17 protein-coding genes and 1 pseudogene are annotated in these 19,168 nt (G+C 70.3%); 4 read left to right on the top strand and 14 right to left on the bottom strand.

Annotated elements, in window-relative coordinates; genetic code table 11:
- Position 1: 1 nt before the first annotated feature.
- The 6 genes from FLL47_RS08695 to FLL47_RS08720 all read right to left on the bottom strand — a co-directional run bounded on the left by FLL47_RS08695 (position 2) and on the right by FLL47_RS08720 (position 5,924).
- Positions 2 to 1,156, bottom strand: coding sequence for an N-acetylmuramoyl-L-alanine amidase (locus tag FLL47_RS08695; protein ID WP_144119912.1), 1,155 nt, complete (start codon positions 1,154 to 1,156; stop codon positions 2 to 4).
- 200 nt (positions 1,157 to 1,356) lie between these two features.
- A complete protein-coding gene (trxA, locus tag FLL47_RS08700) occupies positions 1,357 to 1,680 on the bottom strand; it encodes a thioredoxin (RefSeq protein ID WP_144119913.1) in 324 nt (107 codons plus the stop codon).
- Between the two features lie 135 nt (positions 1,681 to 1,815).
- Entirely contained in the window at positions 1,816 to 2,739 is a 924-nt protein-coding gene (gene trxB / locus FLL47_RS08705) for a thioredoxin-disulfide reductase (RefSeq protein ID WP_144119914.1), read from the bottom strand.
- 118 nt (positions 2,740 to 2,857) lie between these two features.
- A complete protein-coding gene (locus FLL47_RS08710; protein WP_144119915.1) occupies positions 2,858 to 3,706 on the bottom strand; it encodes a hypothetical protein in 849 nt (282 codons plus the stop codon).
- Complete coding sequence (gene sigM / locus FLL47_RS08715; RefSeq protein WP_144119916.1) at positions 3,706 to 4,344, bottom strand: RNA polymerase sigma factor SigM; 639 nt, start codon at positions 4,342 to 4,344, stop codon at positions 3,706 to 3,708. The genes FLL47_RS08710 and sigM overlap by 1 nt, the downstream gene beginning before the upstream one ends.
- Positions 4,341 to 5,924: a protein kinase family protein gene (locus tag FLL47_RS08720; RefSeq protein ID WP_425457665.1), complete on the bottom strand. Its 1,584-nt coding sequence runs from the start codon at positions 5,922 to 5,924 to the stop codon at positions 4,341 to 4,343. Before FLL47_RS08720 ends, sigM begins: the two co-directional genes overlap by 4 nt.
- 230 nt (positions 5,925 to 6,154) lie before the next feature.
- Here FLL47_RS08720 and FLL47_RS08725 point away from each other — a divergent pair, with 230 nt between their 5' ends.
- Positions 6,155 to 7,675 (top strand): helicase HerA-like domain-containing protein, encoded by a 1,521-nt coding sequence (locus tag FLL47_RS08725; protein WP_144119918.1) that lies wholly within the window; start codon positions 6,155 to 6,157, stop codon positions 7,673 to 7,675.
- Positions 7,676 to 7,891: 216 nt separating this feature from the next.
- Here the strand turns inward: FLL47_RS08725 and murJ are convergent, their stop codons facing one another.
- The gene (gene murJ / locus FLL47_RS08730) at positions 7,892 to 9,631 is read right to left on the bottom strand and encodes a murein biosynthesis integral membrane protein MurJ (protein WP_144119919.1); all 1,740 of its coding nucleotides are present in this window, start codon (positions 9,629 to 9,631) and stop codon (positions 7,892 to 7,894) included.
- 58 nt (positions 9,632 to 9,689) lie between these two features.
- Here murJ and FLL47_RS08735 point away from each other — a divergent pair, with 58 nt between their 5' ends.
- The gene (locus tag FLL47_RS08735) at positions 9,690 to 11,132 is read left to right on the top strand and encodes a CCA tRNA nucleotidyltransferase (protein ID WP_144119920.1); all 1,443 of its coding nucleotides are present in this window, start codon (positions 9,690 to 9,692) and stop codon (positions 11,130 to 11,132) included.
- A 181-nt stretch (positions 11,133 to 11,313) separates the two neighbouring features.
- Here FLL47_RS08735 and FLL47_RS08740 read toward each other — a convergent pair whose 3' ends face one another.
- From FLL47_RS08740 to FLL47_RS08770, 7 genes are all read right to left on the bottom strand, one after another.
- A complete protein-coding gene (locus tag FLL47_RS08740; protein WP_144119921.1) occupies positions 11,314 to 12,681 on the bottom strand; it encodes an MFS transporter in 1,368 nt (455 codons plus the stop codon).
- A gap of 149 nt (positions 12,682 to 12,830) precedes the next feature.
- Positions 12,831 to 14,309: a flotillin family protein gene (locus FLL47_RS08745; RefSeq protein ID WP_144119922.1), complete on the bottom strand. Its 1,479-nt coding sequence runs from the start codon at positions 14,307 to 14,309 to the stop codon at positions 12,831 to 12,833.
- A 22-nt stretch (positions 14,310 to 14,331) separates the two neighbouring features.
- A complete protein-coding gene (locus FLL47_RS08750) occupies positions 14,332 to 14,835 on the bottom strand; it encodes an NfeD family protein (protein WP_246157666.1) in 504 nt (167 codons plus the stop codon).
- A gap of 137 nt (positions 14,836 to 14,972) precedes the next feature.
- The gene (locus FLL47_RS08755; protein WP_144119924.1) at positions 14,973 to 15,470 is read right to left on the bottom strand and encodes a DUF6584 family protein; all 498 of its coding nucleotides are present in this window, start codon (positions 15,468 to 15,470) and stop codon (positions 14,973 to 14,975) included.
- A gap of 83 nt (positions 15,471 to 15,553) precedes the next feature.
- Positions 15,554 to 16,021, bottom strand: coding sequence for a DUF6584 family protein (locus FLL47_RS08760; RefSeq protein ID WP_144119925.1), 468 nt, complete (start codon positions 16,019 to 16,021; stop codon positions 15,554 to 15,556).
- A 188-nt stretch (positions 16,022 to 16,209) separates the two neighbouring features.
- A complete protein-coding gene (locus tag FLL47_RS08765; RefSeq protein WP_144119926.1) occupies positions 16,210 to 17,289 on the bottom strand; it encodes an inositol-3-phosphate synthase in 1,080 nt (359 codons plus the stop codon).
- Positions 17,290 to 17,346: 57 nt separating this feature from the next.
- On the bottom strand, positions 17,347 to 18,000 hold the full coding sequence (locus FLL47_RS08770) for a PadR family transcriptional regulator (protein WP_308440459.1): 654 nt from the start codon (positions 17,998 to 18,000) through the stop codon (positions 17,347 to 17,349).
- A gap of 213 nt (positions 18,001 to 18,213) precedes the next feature.
- Between FLL47_RS08770 and FLL47_RS08775 the strand changes: the two genes are divergently transcribed.
- Positions 18,214 to 18,681, top strand: coding sequence for a DUF5318 family protein (locus FLL47_RS08775; RefSeq protein ID WP_186315614.1), 468 nt, complete (start codon positions 18,214 to 18,216; stop codon positions 18,679 to 18,681).
- A gap of 3 nt (positions 18,682 to 18,684) precedes the next feature.
- A pseudogene (locus FLL47_RS08780) lies at positions 18,685 to 19,168 on the top strand (hypothetical protein); the annotation flags it as partial.

The raw sequence follows: 19,168 nt of genomic DNA on the forward strand, positions 1-19,168 counted from the left end.
GTCAGCTCGGCAGGGCGAGGCGGAGCGCGCTCACGTCGATGGTGCCGGTCTTCACGTCGATCTCGACCGGGTAGTACATCCGCTGCACGGCGGCGACGATGGCCTCCACCACGCGCTCGCGGAACATCGGATCGATCAGCTGTGCGCGGTCCTTCGGAGAGGTCAGGTAGCCCACGTCCACGCGCACCGCGGGCATGCGGGTGTAGCGCAGCAACTCCCAGGTCTTGGCGTGGGTGTGGCAGTTGCGCAGGCCGGTGCGCACCACGATCTCGCGCTGGACCAGGCCGGCCAGTCGCTCCCCCATCGTCGAGGTGACGCCGTTCGAGGTGCCGTAGTGGTAGGTGGCCACGCCGTCGGCCTGCGGGTTGTGGTGGCCGTCGATGTGCAGCGAGATCAGCAGGTCCGCGGCGAGGTCGTTGGCGAGTTGCGCGCGGTCCAGGTCGCTGGGCGCCTCGATCGGCAGCGGGCCGCGGGTCAGGTGCACCCGCATGCCGGCCGCGGCGAGCCGGCCCTCCAGCCGGGTGGCGAGGTCGTAGGCCAGGTCGGACTCGGTCCAGCGCAGCGGGCCGTCGGGCACCACCACGCCCGGATCGGAGCCGCCGTGCCCCGGGTCGACGATGATCTGCCGCCCGACCAGGCTCGGGCCGGTCTGCCGGAAGGTGACCTCCTCGCGCAGCTTCAGCGGGGAGCCGCCGACCACCTTGCGCCCGAGCCGGCGCAGCATGTGCAGGGTCTGCGGGCCGCAGGTGCCGTCCGGGGTGAGGCCCATCTCGCGCTGGAAGGCCGACAGGCCCCGCGCGGTGCGCGGCCCGTAGACGCCGTCCGTGCGGCCGACGTCGTAGCCCATCTCCAGCAGGCGCTCCTGCAACTGGCGCACGTCGTCGCCGCGCAGTGGGTCGGAGACGCTGAAGTAGAGCGTCCGGGCGCCCAGGGTCCACCGGGCCGCGTCCAGGGCACGCCAGGTCTCCGCACCCACCTCGCCGTCCACGGACAGCCCACGGTCCTGCTGGAAGGCGCGCACGGCCCGTTCCACGCCCATGTTGAAGTGGTCCGCCTCGGCCGGGTCGACCGGGGCTTCCAACAGCCCCAGCGCGACCAGGATCGACCGGATCTCGGTGACGGCCGGGCCGCGCTCACCGCGCTTGATGGCTCGCACAGCGGACCTCCTGGTAAACCTCACAAATGCCACCGGAGCCTATCGCGCCGCGCGGGCCGGTAGGGATCTCGAACCTGTAGTCGTTCCGACGCGCCGTCCCGGTGCGTTCCACCGGACCCCGACCATGTTCCACGGTCCGGCCCCGGACAAACCCGTGGGGCCCGGAGCCGTAGCTCAGAGCCCCACGGGGTGATACAGCGTCAGAGTGCCGACTCGATGAGCCGGACGATGTCGCCCTTGGGCTTGGCGCCCGCCACCGACTGCACCGGCTGCCCGCCCTTGAACAGGGTCAGCGTCGGCACGGACATGACGCGGTAGGCCCGCGCGGTCTCCGGGTTGGCGTCGATGTCCAGCTTGACGATGGTGACCTGGTCGCCCATCTCGGTGGCGATCTCCTCGAGCACCGGCGCGACCTTGCGGCACGGCCCGCACCACTCGGCCCAGAAGTCCACCAGCACCGGCTTGTCGGACTGCAGTACGTCACTGACGAACGTCGCGTCGGTGACCGCCTTCGCGGATCCCATTCGGGTCTCTCCTATCTCAGAATCTTGCCGTCTTGGTGTCCAGCGGCCGGTTCGCACCGGTTCAAAGCTTGCGCGGGTGCCGGGCCGTGGGCCTGTCACCGGTGCGCCAGACTGTGCTGGCTGTTCTTGGCGCAACTAGTGCGCCAGGAAGCGCTCCGCGTCGAGCGCCGCGGTGCAGCCCGTGCCGGCCGCGGTGATGGCCTGGCGGTAGGTGTGGTCGACCAGATCACCCGCGGCGAAGACGCCGGGGATGTCGGTACGGGTGCTCGGTGCGTCGACCTTCACGTAGCCCTCGTCGTCGAGCTCGACCTGGCCGCGGAACATCTCGCTGCGCGGGTCGTGGCCGATGGCGACGAACACGCCGGTCGCGGCGAGTTCACGGGACTCGCCGGTGATGACGTTGTGCACGCGGACGCCGGAGACCTTGCCGTCGGTGCCGAGGACCTCGTCGATGACGGTGTTCCACTCGACGGAGATCTTCTCGTTGGCCAGCGCGCGCTCCGCCATGATCTTGCTGGCACGGAACTCGTCGCGGCGGTGGATGATCGTGACGTGCTCGGCGAAGCGGGTGAGGAACGTCGCCTCCTCCATGGCCGAGTCGCCGCCGCCGACGACCACGATGCGCTGGCCCTTGAAGAAGAAGCCGTCACAGGTGGCACAGGAGGACACGCCGTGGCCGAGCAGTTCCTGCTCGCCCGGCACGCCCATCGGGCGCCAGGCCGAACCGGTGGTCAGCACGACCGCACGGGCGCGGTACTCCCGGTCGCCGACCCATACGCTCTTGACGTCGCCGGCCAGCTCGACGCGGGTGGCGTTGTCGGTGATGAACTCGGTGCCGAAGCGCTCGGCCTGCTTGCGCATCTGGTCCATCAGCTCGGGACCCATGACCCCGTCCGGGAAGCCGGGGAAGTTCTCCACCTCGGTGGTGGTCATCAGCGCTCCGCCCGACTCGACGCCCTCGATGAGCAGGGGCTTCAAGTTGGCCCGAGCAGCGTAGACGGCGGCGGTGTACCCGGCCGGACCCGAGCCGACAATGATCAGGTTTCGGACGTTCTCCACGAGACGCGCTCCCTTGGGTCGACACGAACTGTTCGCGCCGTACTTGTCGCTGGCTGAAACGCCATCGTACGGAGCGAGCATTCCATTACGGCCCCAGCGGTGGGTCAGCTCACTGTGTCTAGTTACGGGGGCTGCGGAACAGCTCGTCAGCGCCGTTCTCGCCGCACTGCGGACCGGCCACGAACCACCAGGCACCGCTGGTCGTGTCGACCGTCACGACGACCGCCGGACGCCCCTCGAAGCGGGCGAAGTCAGCCCAGGTGACCGTGCCGGGCAGGGCCGTCTGGATCGCGTTCAGGCAGTTCGCGAGCGCGACGGGGGATTCGGTCAGCCGGTTCAGGTCGCCGGCCGCGGAAAGCGTGTTCTCGCCGGTTCCGGCGGCCGCGGAACTCGGGGTGGTCTTCCGAGTCATGAGGTTCTGGTCGCTCAGCATCTCGGGGCGGTAGTCGGTGCCGCTGGCGTCGACCGGCACGCGGACGTCCGCCCCCGCCGCAGCGGGTGCCGCTCCGTCCTCCGCGCTGAAGCCGGTGGTCGCCTCCTGCACCGTCGTGGCGAGCGGGCCGAGGGGCAGCACGATGCCGGCCAGCGCGAGTGCGCCGACGGCGACGGCGACCGGGGTGGCCCAGCGTCGCCAACCGCGCCGGGACGGGCGCGGGCTGCGGAAGTCCCGGTTGAGCGTCCGCTCGCCCACCGCTGCCCGGGGTGGGCTCGTCGGGGACGCGGTGAACTCCGGGGACGCCAGCAGGATGTCGAAGCGCGCGGCGATGTCGTCGGGCATCGGCTCGGCGGCGGCGGCCAGGGCAGCCAGGTCGGCGTCGACCAGCAGGAGCGCCGAGCGCAGGTCGGTGGCGGCGGAGCGCCAGGCGGGATCGTCGGCGACGAGCCGGGCGATCCGGTCGTGCTCCGGGGTGCCGTCCAGCGCACCGCCGACGTAGTCGGCCAGCAGGTCGAGATCGACTGCGCTCATCAGGGCCCCCCTCCCGGTGTGACGTCCTGCGGTTGTGTCCCTCCGACGTCGGTGGAGTCGCTGAGGTTGCGCAGGTGCCCCAACATCACAGCGAGCCGGGCGCGGCCCCGTGAGCAGCGGCTTTTGATCGTGCCTTCGGCCACCCCCATCAATTGCGCGACCTCTGCCACCGAGTAGCCCTGCAGGTCCACGAGCACGAGCGCGGCACGCTGGTCGTACGGCAGCCCGGCCAGCGCGGCCCGGACCACCATCGCGGTGTCGTGGTCGGTGCTGGGCGCGGCGGGTTCGTTGCGTGCCGGGGCGTGCCGGTCCTCGTCGTCCGCGCCGGCCTGCCCGGGCAGCGGCACGGTGGGGTGGGCCTGGCGGCGGCGCAGCCGGTCCACGCAGGCGTTCACCACGATGCGGTGCAGCCACGTGGTGACCGCCGCCTCGCCCCGGAACCTGGCCGCGGCGCGGTGCGCCGACAGCATCGCCTCCTGCAGCGCGTCGGCGGCGTCCTCGCGGTCGTTGGTGGTCCGGAGCGCGACCGCCCAGAGCCGGTCCCGGTGGCGGCGGAAGAGCACCCCGAAGGCATCGGGCTCGCCGGCGGCGTGTGCGGCCAGCAGCTCCTCGTCCGTTCGGGGGTCCTGCCCGGTCACTGCACCTCTACCACGATCTCCTGCACGCCGACGCGGTAGGGAAATTCGGTCTCGGTGGGGTCCTGCGGCAGATCGGTGATCCAGACCATCAGGTACTGGTACGGCGTCGAGGCGTCGGTGGAGAACACCATGGTGGTGCCCGAGTCCTTGCCGAAGGCCTGGGACCCGGCGACCTGCTTGAAGGTGTCGACGATGGTCCTGTCGCCGGCCCTGGAGTCCGGCGCACCCGCGGAGCCGCCCATCAGCGCCGCCGAGGCGCCGGGCGTGGAGAGCTGGATCGTCACGCTGGACACCAACTGCGGTTTGTCCAGCGAGATCAGGATGCCGATGCCCTTTTTGTCGGTGTTGCCGAAGTTCGACCTCTTGTAGCCGGTCGTCTTCCACAGCGTCTTCGCGTCGCCGTCGACCATGTTCGGCGCCTGGGTCGCGTTGTCCCTGTCCCCGAACGGGGCGATGATGCGTACCTGGTTCGCGGTCAGGTTGAGCGCCTTGGGCTGCGGCGCGGCGCTGGCACTGGCCTCTACCGCGACGTTGCCGGACGGCCGGGCCGAGGGCGGCTCGGTCGCATCGGCGTTGAGCGCACGGACCGCCAGGACCAGGCCGGAGACCACCAGTGCGAGTGCGACGCCGCCGGCGACCAGCAGCCGCGGGGTGGCCGCGCGGGGGGCGGGCTCCGCCGGGGCGGTCTCGTCGGCGAACCGCAGGGTGCCGTTGCCGCCGAAGAGCAGGCGCTCGCCGGTGTCCAGCCGCGCCAGCTCGCCGGTGAGCACCTGCGCCGTGGGCAGCGCCAGCTTCGCGTCGAGCAGGTCCATGACCAGGTCGTCGAGGTAGGTGGGCACGCCGGCGCGCACCTGGCGCGGGGCGACCAGGGCGCCGGTGCTGTCGCGGCGGCCGTCGGCCAGCGCGGTGGTCCGGCCCGCCTCGGCGCGCGGCCAGTGGCCGGTGAGCATGAAGTAGGCCAGCGCGCCGAGGCTGCGCACGTCGGCCTCGTTGCTGGTGGTCGAGTCGACCCGGGCGTCGGCCAGCACGACCCGCCCGTCGGCGGCGACCAGGACCGTGCCGGGGTGTACGTTGCCGTGCGCCATGCCGCTGGCGTGCAGCGCGGACACCGCGTCGGCGACCGCATGCAGCACCGAGGTGGTGCGCTCGGCGTCGAACGGGCCCTCCTCGGCGACCAGGTCACGCAGGGCGGTGCCGTCGATCCACTCGCGGATCACGTAGGCCCGCTCGCCCTCGTCGATCGCGTCGTAGACGCCGATCAGGTTGCCGTGCACGACGCGGCTGGCGGTCACCGCGGCGGAGAGCATCTCCTCGGCCGAGGCTCCACCCGGCGTACGCAGCACCAGGGCGACCGGACGGCGCAACACGATGTCGACTCCGCGCCAGACCTGGCGGCCGGCGCTGTCATCGTTGATGTGCTCCTCAAGGCGGTAGCGCTCGGCGAGCACGTCGCCCACCGCAAGCCCACCCAGCGATCCGGCAGCGGACCCGGCCGCTTGACCCTCGCCGACCTGGGTCACCCCGTCCTCCCTCATCAAGCAGTCGCTCTCTATCAGCTCGGCTCGGATTCGATCAGCCATCTGGCGCGTGTCGAAGCCGTCGCATTGTTGTCCGCTATCTAGAGAGCCTAGGCGCTCCGCTCGGTTGCCGAGTGCGACCTTACAGCTATCCGACGAATCGGCGCACCGGCAAGGGGCAGGTTCCCGGACTCGAACGTATATCAGTCGTCGGTCCGGATACTTCGTGCGCGTGACCCAAAATAGCTACGCTTCCTCCATATCGGGCAAAATATGGCAAGGGGACGTATCTCATGGTGGACGCGGCGACGACAAGGACGGGGTACACCTTCGACGGCCCGGCACTCGACCTCGGCGCACTCGTGGGCGACGGCGGCAAGGCCGACCCCGACTGCCCGATCCGGGTCCCGCTGGCCATGCTGAACCGGCACGGCCTGGTGGCCGGGGCCACCGGCACCGGCAAGACCAAGACGCTGCAGGTGATGGCCGAGCAGCTGTCCGCGGCCGGCGTGCCGGTCTTCCTCGCCGACATCAAGGGCGACGTCAGCGGTATGGCCGCCCCGGCCGTGCCCAGCGAACGGATCACCGAGCGCATGGCCGAACTCGGCCAGCCGTGGATCCCGACCGCATACCCCTGCGAGTTCCTCACCCTCGGCGGCAAGGGCGTCGGCGTGCCCGTGCGTGCCAGCATCACCGACTTCGGGCCCCTGCTGCTGGCCAAGGTCATGGACCTGACCGAGGTACAGACGTCCTCGCTCAACCTGGTCTTCCACTTCGCCGACGCCAAAGGGCTGCCGCTCGTCGACGTCAAGGACCTGCGGGCGGTGATCCAGTACCTGGTCTCCGACGAGGGCTCGGCCGAGCTGAAAAGCCTGGGCGGGCTGTCCAAGCAGACCGCCGGGGTGCTGCTGCGCGAGCTGATCGCGTTCAGCGACGCCGGAGCGGACGCATTCTTCGGCGAACCCGAGTTCGCCACCACCGACCTGCTCCGCAACGCCCCCGACGGGCGGGGCATGGTCACCATCCTGGAGCTGCCCGGCGTGGTCGCCCAGCCCGCGCTGTTCTCCTCATTCCTGATGTGGCTGCTCGCCGACCTCTACCAGGAGCTGCCGGAGGTCGGCGATCCCGACAAACCCAGGCTCGTGTTCTTCTTCGACGAGGCGCACCTGCTGTTCCGGGACGCCTCCAAGGCCTTCCTGGAGTCGATCACCCAGACGGTTCGGCTGATCCGGTCCAAGGGTGTCGGGGTCTTCTTCGTCACGCAGACCCCCAAGGACGTACACGCCGACGTGCTCGCCCAGCTCGGCAGCCGGGTCCAGCACGCGCTGCGGGCGTACACCCCCGACGACGCGAAGGCGCTGAGAGCGACCGTCTCGACGTTCCCGAAGTCGGACTACGACCTGGAGGAGGTGCTCACCCAGCTCGGCACCGGCGAGGCGATCGTGACCGTGCTGAACGAGAAGGGAGCCCCGACGCCGGTCGCCTGGACCCGGCTGCGGGCGCCCCAGTCGTTGATGGCAGCCGTCGAGCCTGCGGTGATGGCGGCGCTGGTCGCCGGTTCGCCGCTCGGCGCGAAGTACAGCCAGCCGGTGGACCGGGAGTCGGCGTACGAGATGCTGGCCGCCCGGCTCGCGCCGCCGACGCAGGCCGCGCCCGTGCCGACGCAGGCGCCCGCTCCCCCGCCGGCCAGGGCCGAGCCGAACCTCGCCGAGCAGATCCTCGGCTCCAAGACCACCAAGCGCCTGCTCACCACGGCAGCCGCCGCGGCCGGCACCGCCATCATCCGCTCCATCTTCGGCACCCGCCGCCGCTGACCGCCCAACCGCCCGCGCAACGTGGCCCGCTCCAGTCCCTGAGGCTGCACTTTCGGGGAAACTGCGCCTTCGAGTTCGCCCGGGATCGACACTTTCCCCGAAACTGCAGCACATACGTCGTGGGGCGGGCGGAATCACGGATACGGGAGGTCGGCATGCAGCGAGGCCGCGGTTTCCGGGAAACCGCGGCCTCACTGAACGAGTGGTCGAGCCGGGTCAGCGGCCGATCTTGCGGCGGACCATGCCGACGACGTCCTGGACCTCGGTGACCTTGAGGGCGAGGGCGGACGCGCCGTAGACGCCGCAGATCACGATGCCGCCCGCGATCAGCGTCACCCAGCTGGTGAAGATGCTGACGTCGCCCTGAGTGGCACCCATGAACAGCAGCTTGACCGTGCCGTAGCCGGCCGCGGCGGCGATCAGCGCGGCCACCACGACCTTGCCGACGGTGACCGAGATGCGGCGCAGGCCGATCAGGCCGATCCGCCGCTTGAGCAGGGTCGCGGAGAGTACGGCGGCGAAGGCGTACGAGGCGGCGTTGCCGATCATCATGCCGACCGCGGCGGTCGACGCGGCGAACAGCGCCCACCAGCCCAGCTGGATGGACAGCCGCATGGTGATCACCGGCAGGTTGAGCAGCGCGGGCGTCTTCGTGTCCTGCAGCGAGTAGTAGCTGAAGTTGAACAGCTGGCTGATCGCGAACGGCAGCAGCGCCAGACCGGCCATGGCCAGCACGGGCGCGGTCTGGATCGCATCCGACCGGTGGAACGCCCCGCGCTGGAACAGCGCGATCGAGATCGGCAGCGCCAGCACCATGTAGATGACGGCGAGGGGCGCCAGCATCACGACGACCGTACGGATGCCCCGGCTCAGGTCGGCGGCGATGTCGCCCGCCCGGCCCTCGGCGGCGGCTGCGCTCATCCGGGGCAGCAGTGCGGTGATGATCGACACCGCGACGATGCCGTGCGCCATCATCATCAGCAGGAAGACGTTGTTGTAGATCATCGGGCCGGCCGCGCCCTGGTCGCCCGCCTTGTTGAGCAGCCTCGTGAGCACCAGCAGCGCGAGCTGGTTGACGATCACGTAGCAGAACATCCAGCCGCCGACCCGGGCCAGCCGGCGCAGGCCCAGCTCGCGGAAGTCGAAGCGCCAGCGCCAGCGGAAGCCCACCCGGCGCAGCGCGGGCAGCAGGCCGAAAGCCTGGACCACGATGCCGAGCAGCACGCCGCCGCCGAGCACCAGGATGCGCCCCGGGGTCATGTCCTCGGGCTCGATCTGCTTGGCCCCGAACACCGCCAGGTAGAAGCCGCCGGTGGCGATGACGATGGCGTTGTTCAGGATCGGGGTCCACATGGGGGCGGCGAACTGCCCCCGCGTGTTGAGCACCGCGCTGCACAGGCCGGTCAGGCCGTAGAAGAAGATCGTCGGCAGCATCAGGTACGACAGCATGGTGATCAGGTGCCGCGTCGCCTCGGACGATTCGCGGCTGGCGTACGCGAGGGTCAGCAGCGGGGCGCAGATCACCGCGAGCACGGTGGTGATGCCGAGCACGATCACCGTGAGGGTCAGCAGCCGCTGGGTGAACGCCTGCCCGCGGTCCACGTCGCCCTTGCGGGCCCGGACCAGCATCGGCACCAGCACGCTGGACAGGATGCCGCCGAGCAGCAGCTCGTAGATCATCCCCGGGAAGATCTGCGCGGTGGTGTACGCGTTGCCGACCAGGCCGCCACCGAGCGCGGCCGCCATCGTCGCGGTGCGCAGGAAGCCGGTGCCCCGGCTGACCAGCGAACCGACGGCCATCATGGCCGAGTTGCCGGCCGCCCCCTTGTGCTCGTCCTCGAAGGTAGGCTCGGCCGCGGCCTCGAGCTCCTCGGCGGGCAGCGCCGTACCCACCACGTGCGGGATCACGGTGGTGTGGTCCGCGTCGACCGGGGGGAGACGATCGGGGGCTGTCATGGGATGCACCATACCTGCGAACGCCGGTGACCAGCCTCCCCAGTACGCTGGATGATCGATGTCGCCCTCACCTGAACTCACCGCCGTCCAGCGCAACGCCGTCACCGAGCTGTTGCGCGTCTCACCTGTCGCCGACGAACTGGGCCGCCGGTTCGCCAAGGCCGGGTTCGAGCTGCATCTCGTCGGCGGATCCGTCCGCGATGCGCTGCTCGGCCGCCTCGGTGACGATCTCGACTTCTGCACCGACGCCCGCCCGGAGGACACCCTCAAGATCGTCAAGGGCTGGGCCGAGGCGATCTGGGAGACCGGACGCGAGTTCGGCACCATCGGGCTGCAGCGCGGCGGGCTCCGCCTGGAGATCACCACCTACCGTGCGGAGTCCTACGACGGCGTCAGCCGCAACCCGCAGGTGCAGTACGGCGACAACCTGCACGACGACCTGGTGCGCCGCGACTTCACGGTCAACGCGATGGCGGTCAGCCTGCCCGGCCACGAGTTCGCGGACCCGTTCGGCGGCCTCGCCGACCTGGCCGCGCGGGTGATCCGTACGCCCGGCACCCCGGCCCAGTCGTTCGGCGACGACCCGCTGCGCATGCTGCGCGCCGCCCGCTTCGCCGCCCAGCTGCGCTTCACCGTGGACCCGGCCGTGCTCACCGCCATGGAGCACATGGCCGAGGACCTGCGCCGGATCACCGCCGAGCGGATCCGGGACGAGTTCTCCAAGCTGCTGCTCGGCGCGGATCCGATCACCGGGCTGCGGCTGCTGGTCGACACCGGGCTGGCCGACCAGTTCCTGCCCGAACTGGCCGGCCTGAAGCTGGAGATCGACGAGCACGCCCAGCACAAGGACGTGTACGAGCACACCCTCAAGGTGGTCGGCAACGCGGTCGGCTTCGACACCGCCGACGGCGGCCCCGACCTGGTGCTGCGCCTGGCGGCGCTGCTGCACGACATCGGCAAGCCGGCCACCAAAGCGGTCGGCGGCGACGGCGGCGTGAGCTTCCACCACCACGAGATGGTCGGCGCACGGATGGCGAAGTCGCGCCTGAAGCTGCTCAAGTACCCCAAGGACGTGATCTCGCCGGTGGTCGCGCTGGTCGGATTGCACCTGCGCTTCTACGGATACGGCCGCGGCGAGTGGACCGACTCGGCGGTGCGCCGCTACGTCACGGACGCCGGGGACCAGCTCGACCGCCTGCACAAGCTCACCCGTTCCGACTGCACCACCCGCAACAAGCGCAAGGCCGCCCTGCTCGCCGCGGACTACGACGCGCTGGAGGTGCGCATCGCCCGCATCCAGGAGGAGGAGGACCTGGCCCGGGTGCGGCCGGACCTCGACGGCAACGCCATCATGGAGCTGCTCGGCGTCCCGGCGGGACCGGTCGTCGGCCGTGCCTGGAAGCACCTCAAGGAGCTGCGCCTGGAGCGCGGCCCGCTCAGCCGCGACGAGGCCGAGGCCGAACTCCAGCGCTGGGCCCGCACCGAGGGCCTCATCCCCTGACCCCCGCCCGCGCGCAGGGCGCAGGATCGCCCGACCTGCCCCGTCGCCCCGCGGGGCGCAAGATCGTCCGATTTGCCTGGCACATGTGCGTATCTTGACCGCACTTTCGCCCACCTGCCTGGCAAGTCGGGCGATCAAGGGCCGCCCGGGGTGGGCGATCAGCGGCCGCCGGGGCGGGTGATCAGGCCTGGGCGGCGGGGACGGCGGGGCGGGCGGCCGTGGCGAACCAGTACCAGGCGGCCAGCAGGACGAAGGCCGTCGCTGTGATGATCAGGCCGAGCGCGGACTTGCCGTTCGGCGGCAGGGTCACCGCCGCGGTGAACAGGCCGGTGACGAAGCACAGGTTGAACGCGGTGTCGTTGACGCTGAAGATGCGGCCGCGGTATTCGTCGAGGCACTCGCGCTGAATGGTCGCGTCCACGATGATCTTCATGCTCTGCGACGCGACGTTCACCAGGAACACGGCGACGAGGAGCAGCGGCGCGACGAACGGCAGCCCGAAGACGAGCACCACCACGCCGACCGCGGCGACCACGGCGCTCAGCCAGCGCCGCGAGTCCCACCAGCGGACCGCGAGCGGGGTGATCACGGCGGCCAGCGCCGCCCCGGCCGCGCCGGAGAGCACCACCAGTCCCAGCTGCCCCATCGAGGTCGCCGCGCCGGAAACCTGCGCGGCCCGGTCGGCGGCATGCCCGAAGTAGCGGCTGTAGAGCAGCAGCACGGCCAGGGTGAGCACGCCGTAGAGGAACCGGTACGCGGACTGCAACACCATGATCCGCAGCGCCTTGCGCCGCTCACCCAGGTGCCGCGCTCCACTGATCATGCCGCGGAACACCTCGACCAGGGCTGCACCGATCTTCGAGGTGGCCCGTTCGTGGGCATCGGGACCCAGCTCGTCACGGCGGAAGAAGCGCCGGGCCAGCAGCCCGGAGACCAGGTAGCCGACCGCGGCGGTGGCCGCGATGGCGCCGTATCCGTGCCGGTCCGTGCCGACCAGGTGCAGCGCGACCACGGATGCCGCGGTGAACAGGCCCACCGAGTAGCAGATCGTGCCGAGTGTGGAGGCGAGTGCGTTCGCCGGGACCAGCTTGCGCTCCTCCACCACGTGCGGCAGCGAGGCCGACAGGCCGGCCAGGAAGAACCGGTTGATCGCGATGACGATGAGTGCGCAGACCGCGAACGCCAGGCCCTGCGCCCCGGACCACAGCAGCGCCGCCGCGGGCAGCACCAGCGCGGCGCGGGCCAGGTTGGCCGTCGACAGCGACGCGCGACGGTCCCAGCGGTCCAGCAGCACGCCGACGTACGGGCCGAGCAGTGAGTACGGCAGCAGCAGGATGGCGAAACCGGCCGCGATGGCGACCGGGCTGGACTGCCGGTCGGGGTTGAACAGCAGCGACCCGGCCAGTCCGGCCTGGAACCAGCCGTCGGCGATCTGGCTGGTCAGTCTCACCCCGAGCAGCCGCCGGAACGGCGCCCCGGCCAGGATCGCGCGGGAGGTCGCGGCGACCTTCCTGGTCGGCACGGTGTTCGGCATCACGGGGTGCGGCACGTCACCACCCTACGTGGCGCGGCAGCCCCGTACATGAACGCTGCGGGCGTTGGGGTCGATCGACGACCCGAACGCCCGCAGCGGCAGTCCATTTCCGTGACGCTGCGGGCGTCCCGTCATCCGTGACCGGAATGCCCGCAGCGGGTGGTTCACTCCTTGCTGGTCGCCGCGCCGGTCACCTTCGCCAGCAGCGCCGGCAGGTCGATGCCGGTCAGGTCGTTGCCCAGCTGCAGGCCCTGGGCCACGTTCGTGGCCACGGACTTGGTCAGCGAGCTGGCGCCGTCGGTGGAGATGACGGTCATCTTGTCGATCGCGCTCAACGGCGCGGACGCCGCGGCGACGACCTGCGGCAGCACCCGGACCAGCAGGTCGAGCACGGCCGCCTCGCCGTACTGGGCGAACGCCTCGGCCTTGAGGCGCATCGCCTCGGCCTCGGACTGGCCCTTGGCCAGGATGGCCGCCGCGTCGGCGGTGCCTTCGCGCTCGACCGCGTCGGCGATGGCGGTACGCCGCCGCTGCTCGGCCTCACCCTCCTTGGCGCCTTCGATCGCGTTGGCCTCGGCCAGCGCGGCCCGGCGGGCGCGCTCGCCCTCACCGGTGAGGCGGGACTGCTCGGCCTGGGCCTGGGCGGCGGCGATGGTCGCCTGACGAGCCGCGTCGGCGGCGAGCACCCGGGCGTTGCGGTCGGCCTCGGCCTCCTGCTCGACCTTGTACCGCGCCGCGTCGGCGGGCTTGCGCACCTCGGTGTCGAGCTGGCGCTGCTTGAGCTCGGCGTTCTGCTCGGCGACCTTGCGCTGCTCGGCGATGATCACCTGCTGGCGCTCGGCCTCGGCGAGCGGACCGGCAGCGGCGGAGACGGCCTTGGCGGCGTCGATCTCGGCCTGGATGCCGGCCTGCTTGAGGGCCAGGTTTCGCTGCGCCTCGGCGATCGACTCCTCGGCCAGCAGACGGGCCTGCTCGGCCTGCTGGCGGGCCAGCGCCTCGGCGATGGCGGCGTCCTTGAGCACCCGGGCGGCCTCGGGCCGGCCCAGGTCCTGCAGGTACGAGCCCTCGGCGAGGATGTCCTGCAGCTGGAACGTGTCGAGCACCAGACCCTGGTTGGTCATCGAGTGCTCCGCCTCCTCCGCGACGGCGGAGGCGAACGCGGCACGGTCGCGGATGATCTCCTCGATGGTGAGCCGGCCGACTATCGAGCGCAGCGCGCCGGCCAGCACCTCGCGGGTGAACTCCTCGATCTCGTTCTGCTGGTGCAGGAAGCGCTGGGCCGAGGCGCGGATCGCGTCCTCGGTGCCGCCGACCTTCACGATCGCGACGCCCTGCAGGTTCGCGCGGATGCCCTGCTTGCTCACCGCGCCCGTGATCTCGACGTGGATGCGGCGGCTGGACAGGTCGAGGACCTGCAGCTTCTGGACCACCGGCAGCACGAACACCGAGGCGCCCATGACGACCTTCTGGCCCGACAGGTCGGTGGAACGAGCGCCGTCAGCGGTCTCGGTGGTCCGGCCCTTGCGGCCGGTCACGATGAACGCCTCGTTCGGCCCGGCCACCTTGATCCGGGACAGCACGAAGAGGATGAGCAGGAGGACGAGCAGCACGCCGCCCGCGATCGCAATGGTGAGGGCTGTCATTGCCTTCCTTCTTCCGGGGGAGCTACTGCTCCGGGACTTCCTGGACGATCACGCTGGTGTCGCTGACGGCGGACGTCACGACGACCTTGGTGCCCAGCGGCACGGGACGCTCGGCGCGGGCGGACAGCTTGACCGGCTGCCCGCCGATGCGCACGCGGACCTCGCCGAAGCCGCCGGCGGGAATCGGGGTGACCACCACTCCCCTGGTGCCGACGAGGTCGGCGCGGGTCGGAGTGGCGTCGGTGCGCATGTTCGACATGCGTTTTACCAGGTAGCTGGCCAGTAGGGCCAGTGGTATCGCGGCGACTATAGCGATGAACACCACCGCGGCGATGCCCAGGGCGTCGCCGGTGAGCTCGTTGACGACGGCGGCGCTGAAGCCGAAGCCGCCGACGAGCGAAGCGAGCAGCTCCGTGGAGACGAAGCCGTCGCCGAGGTCGAGGAGGTCACCGCCGAGCACGGCGACCGCCGCGATGACGATGCCGAGTGCCCCGATGATCAGAAAGATCAGTGTCGCCGTACCCACGCCGGGAACCGTAGCGACCTCGGGCAACAGCGGGCCGTCAGGGTGACTTGCTCGCCGGCTGCCGCGGCCTTGACCGGTGGCATCCTCCGCTGCGCTGCGGATGGCACCGAGCGGCCGCTACCGCGGGCGAGGACGCGTCACTCGGCCATCCAGCCGATGACCTTGATGGCGCCGATGCCGGCCAGCACCAGCGCGACGCCGATCACCACGAAGGTGAACAGGCACGGCACCACCACACCGCGTTTCTTCGTGGGTGCCCGGTAGGACCCGGCCCACTGCGTCGGTTTGCCCGACCGCTCCGCCTCGTCGGCCAGCTGCACCAGCCGTTGTGCCGCGGTCGCGGACAGGTGCACGGTGTCGCCCTGGAAATGCAGCAGCCGCAGCCGCTGCCAGGGATCGGGGTTGGCCTTGGCGAACGCCGTCAACTCCGCGTCGCGCACCTCGTCGGTCAGGAAGCCCCACCGGCCCGCCTCCACGGGATTACCGGTCTGCCGGTAGATGGAGGAGAGCAGCGCGCGGATGTCGATGTCGTCGGGAAGGACGGCCAGCAGGGTCCGCAGACGCTGCACAGCCAGATGGGTATGCCCGGCCGCGAGATCGGCGCGCACCCGGGCGAGTACGTCCGCCTTTGCCACTCACTGATCCTTATGGACCGGTGGCATGTCACGCCAGGGGCATTTATAACGGCCGGGTCACAGATCACGCCGATGTTTCGGCGCTAGAAGATCCAGTCCAGTGCCGTTCGGGCACCGACGACCACCAATGCGGACAGAGCGGCCAGTGCCGCGACGGCGGCAGCGGTCTGCACACGTGATCCTCGGCGGGGGTTCGGCTTCGGCGACTGTGTCGAAGCGGCCGCGGCCAGCAGCGGTGCCAGCCTCACGCGGGAGATGTCGGTCGGGGCGGGTGCGCCGGTCGGCCAGCGCAGCGCGTCGAGGCGACGGTGTGCCGGGTAGCGGCCCTCGAACGCTTCGAGTTCCGCGGGTTCGGCAGCTTCGTCCAGGTAGGACCAGCGGCCGGCCTCGACGGCGTTGCCGGTGGCCCGGTAGATCGCGGCAAGCCTGCGCCGCAGATCCAGGTCGGTGGGATGCGCGGCGACCAGGCTGTGCATGCGCTGGATCGCCGGGTAGGTATGGCCACGTGACAGGTCCGTGGTCACCCGATCCATCAGATCTGACTTCCCCATGACCCCACTATGCATATTCGCGGGCCGAGGGTCCATACATCGAGCGTGCCTTAAAGATGCGCGTCAAGGGCCTATTAGTACAGACGATGGCCTATCTACCGCGTGACGTTCGTCAATTTCCGCAGTAGACAGGCCATCGTCAGGTGAATGAGTGTGCCCGCTCACACTTTTCAAGAGCGGGTCCGAAATCAACGATTAACAGTGCCCTTGATGAAGTTCTCGACCGACTCGTGCGCGTCGTGATCGTTGTACTGCACCGGCGGCGACTTCATGAAATAGCTCGAAGCGGACAGGATCGGGCCACCGATCTTCCGGTCCAGTGCGATCTTCGCGGCGCGCACCGCGTCGATGATGACGCCGGCCGAGTTCGGCGAGTCCCACACCTCGAGCTTGAGCTCGGCGTTGAGCGGGGTGTCACCGAACGAGCGGCCCTCCAGGCGGATGTACGCCCACTTGCGGTCGTCGAGCCACGGCACGTGGTCCGACGGGCCGATGTGCACGTCGCTCTTCGACATCTCGTGCGGGATCTGGGACGTCACCGACTGCGTCTTCGAGATCTTCTTCGAGACCAGGCGCTTGCGCTCCAGCATGTTCATGAAGTCCATGTTGCCGCCGAAGTTGAGCTGGTACGTGCGCAGCAGCTCCACGCCGCGGTCCTCGAACAGCTTCGCCAGGGCGCGGTGCACGATGGTGGCGCCGACCTGGCTCTTGATGTCGTCACCGACGATCGGCAGGCCCGCGTCCTCGAACTTCTTGGCCCACACCGGGTCAGAGGCGATGAAGACCGGCAGCGCGTTCACGAAGGCGCAGCCCGCCTCGATCGCGGCCTCGGCGTAGAACTTGGCCGCCTGCTCCGAGCCGACCGGCAGGTAGCAGACCACCACGTCGGCCTTGGCGTCCTTGAGGACCTTGACCACGTCGGCCGGGGTCTCGTCGGACTCCTCGACCATCTCGCGGTAGAACTGGCCCAGGCCGTCCATGGTCGGGCCACGCTGCACGGTGATGCCGGTGGGCGCCACGTCGCACAGCTTGATGGTGTTGTTCTCGCTGGCCACGATGGCCTCGGCGACGTCACGGCCGACCTTCTTGGCGTCGACGTCGAACGCGGCGACGAACTCGACGTCACGGACGTGATACCCGCCGAAATCGACGTGCATCAGGCCGGGTACCCGTTCGGACGGGTCGGCGTCCCGGTAGTACTCCACGCCCTGGACCAGGGACGAGGCGCAGTTACCGACACCGACGATGGCAACGCGGACGGAGCCCATAGCTCCTGCCTCCTTCTTCATCTTCGGACGGACAGCCGATCGGCTGCGCCGCCCAACTCACTCGGCGGAGTCGTCAGGGCCCGGTCGGGCCGTGAGCGGTCGTGCGGAATCTGTGGTGCGCGGGCTCGGACGGAGCTCGCCCTCGGCCCCGCGCGGAGGCGGGGTGCGGCCGGAGCGCTCGTTCGCGATGAGCTCCTCCAGCCAGCGGACCTCGCGGTCCGCGGCATCCAGGCCATGGCGCTGCAGCTCCAGGGTGTACGCGTCGAGCCGTTCGGCGGCCCGGGCGAGCACCTCCCGGAAGCCCTCCCGGCGCTCCTCCACCTTGCGGCGGCGGCCTTCCAGGATGCGCAGGCGGATGTCGACGTCGGTGCGGGAGAAGAAGGCGAAGTGCACGCCGAACGCGGCGTCTTCGTAGGCCTCCGGCCCCACCTGCGCCAGCAGGTCCTGGAACCGCTCCTTGCCCTCGGCCGTGATCTTGTAGACCACCCTGCCCCGGCGGCTGGTCAGCGGCGGCACGTCGGCATCGCCGGCCGGGGTCTCCCCGGCTTCGGTGATCCAGCCGGCGGTTTGCAGCCGTCGCAGTGTGGGGTAGAGAGAGCCGTAACTGATCGCCGCGCGGATCGCGCCCAGCTTGGTGCTGAGTTGCTTGCGCAGCTCATACCCATGCATCGGGGACTCATGCAGCAGGCCGAGGATGGCCAGGTCGAGCATCTCGGCCACCCCCTCTGATCGGTCTCGCGGTCTGGGTCTTCGTCGCGATGTATCGCGCCGATACATCGTTACGTTAGAACGCCACGACGTGTCGAGGCAATACGGCGGTGCCGACGATCACCGGGAGGATGATCTTTGAGCGCTCGGCTTCACCCTGGTCACGCTGCGTAACGGCGGTCGCGGCTCGCCGAACGAAGGGCTACCCTGCTTTTCATGCGCGCGCAGCAACGAGTCTCTGCGTCGCCTCGTGCCGCCCAGCGGCAGGGCGACGGATTCGTTGACTATTCCCTCCAGCGGCGAGCTCTGCTGCGTGAGGTGTACGCGGGAAGGGTGGGCACGTCAGAGGTGTGCGACGCCTCGCCCTACCTGAAAAGCGCGGCTCGATTCCACGGCGAGGCCACCGAGAAACGGTGCCCGATCTGTCGGCGTGAGTTCGTGATCAACGTGCACTACATCTATGGCGATCAGCTCAAGAACTCCGCGGGACAGGCGCGCTCCCGCGCCGAACTCGCGGTGCTGGCCGACACGCTCGGTGAGTTTCAGGTCTACGTGGTCGAGGTGTGCCGCGGCTGTGACTGGAACCACCTGGTGGAGCAGTACCTACTGGGCCGCGCGCACAGGACAGCCCCCCAGCTGTCAGCGGCTGCCGCCACCGCCCCATCCCCGACCGGAACGGTGTGACAGATGACTTCGTACGGCGACCCCAACGCCGGCCACGGGTATGACGACGAGCAGTATCGTCAGTCATACCCCCCGCCGACACAGAGTTCGGGCCGCGCCTCGGTGCCATCCGACGACTACGGCTACGACTACTCGTCGAGCGACCAGGCGGACCACGGGCAGTACTCCGCCACCGGCGGATACCCGCCCCAGGGTGGCGGCTACAGCAGCGCAGACCAGCAAGGCTATGGCGACCAGGGCTACGGCCAGGCGCCGGTGAACCCGCCGATCAGCCCGGCCGCGGGGCGGGCCAGTGTCGGCGCTTCGGCCGGACGGGCGAGCGTCGGCGGTGCCGTGGCCGGGCGCGCGAGTGTCGGCGCGCCGGCAGGCCGCGCCAGCGTCGGCGGCGTCGCGGGACGCGCCAGCGTGCGCCCCGCCGGCCTCGACATGGACGACGACGAGACGCCCGCGGGCAAGGGCAAGAACGCGAAGCTCGGCAAGAACGGCA

Origin of the sequence: Catellatospora sichuanensis (assembly GCF_007483665.1) — a bacterium.
In the GTDB taxonomy this organism is placed as follows: Bacteria; Actinomycetota; Actinomycetes; order Mycobacteriales; family Micromonosporaceae; genus Catellatospora; species Catellatospora sichuanensis.

Bases quoted from the DNA above. Each gene is read 5' to 3' on its own strand.
- trxA (WP_144119913.1), bottom strand. From the start codon at position 1,680: ATGGGATCCGCGAAGGCGGTCACCGACGCGACGTTCGTCAGTGACGTA.
- FLL47_RS08710 (WP_144119915.1), bottom strand. From the start codon at position 3,706: ATGAGCGCAGTCGATCTCGACCTGCTGGCCGACTACGTCGGCGGTGCG.
- FLL47_RS08720 (WP_425457665.1), bottom strand. From the start codon at position 5,924: ATGGCTGATCGAATCCGAGCCGAGCTGATAGAGAGCGACTGCTTGATG.
- FLL47_RS08725 (WP_144119918.1), top strand. From the start codon at position 6,155: ATGGTGGACGCGGCGACGACAAGGACGGGGTACACCTTCGACGGCCCG.
- murJ (WP_144119919.1), bottom strand. From the start codon at position 9,631: ATGACAGCCCCCGATCGTCTCCCCCCGGTCGACGCGGACCACACCACC.
- FLL47_RS08735 (WP_144119920.1), top strand. From the start codon at position 9,690: ATGTCGCCCTCACCTGAACTCACCGCCGTCCAGCGCAACGCCGTCACC.
- FLL47_RS08745 (WP_144119922.1), bottom strand. From the start codon at position 14,309: ATGACAGCCCTCACCATTGCGATCGCGGGCGGCGTGCTGCTCGTCCTC.
- FLL47_RS08760 (WP_144119925.1), bottom strand. From the start codon at position 16,021: ATGGGGAAGTCAGATCTGATGGATCGGGTGACCACGGACCTGTCACGT.
- FLL47_RS08765 (WP_144119926.1), bottom strand. From the start codon at position 17,289: ATGGGCTCCGTCCGCGTTGCCATCGTCGGTGTCGGTAACTGCGCCTCG.
- FLL47_RS08770 (WP_308440459.1), bottom strand. From the start codon at position 18,000: ATGCTCGACCTGGCCATCCTCGGCCTGCTGCATGAGTCCCCGATGCAT.
- FLL47_RS08775 (WP_186315614.1), top strand. From the start codon at position 18,214: ATGCGCGCGCAGCAACGAGTCTCTGCGTCGCCTCGTGCCGCCCAGCGG.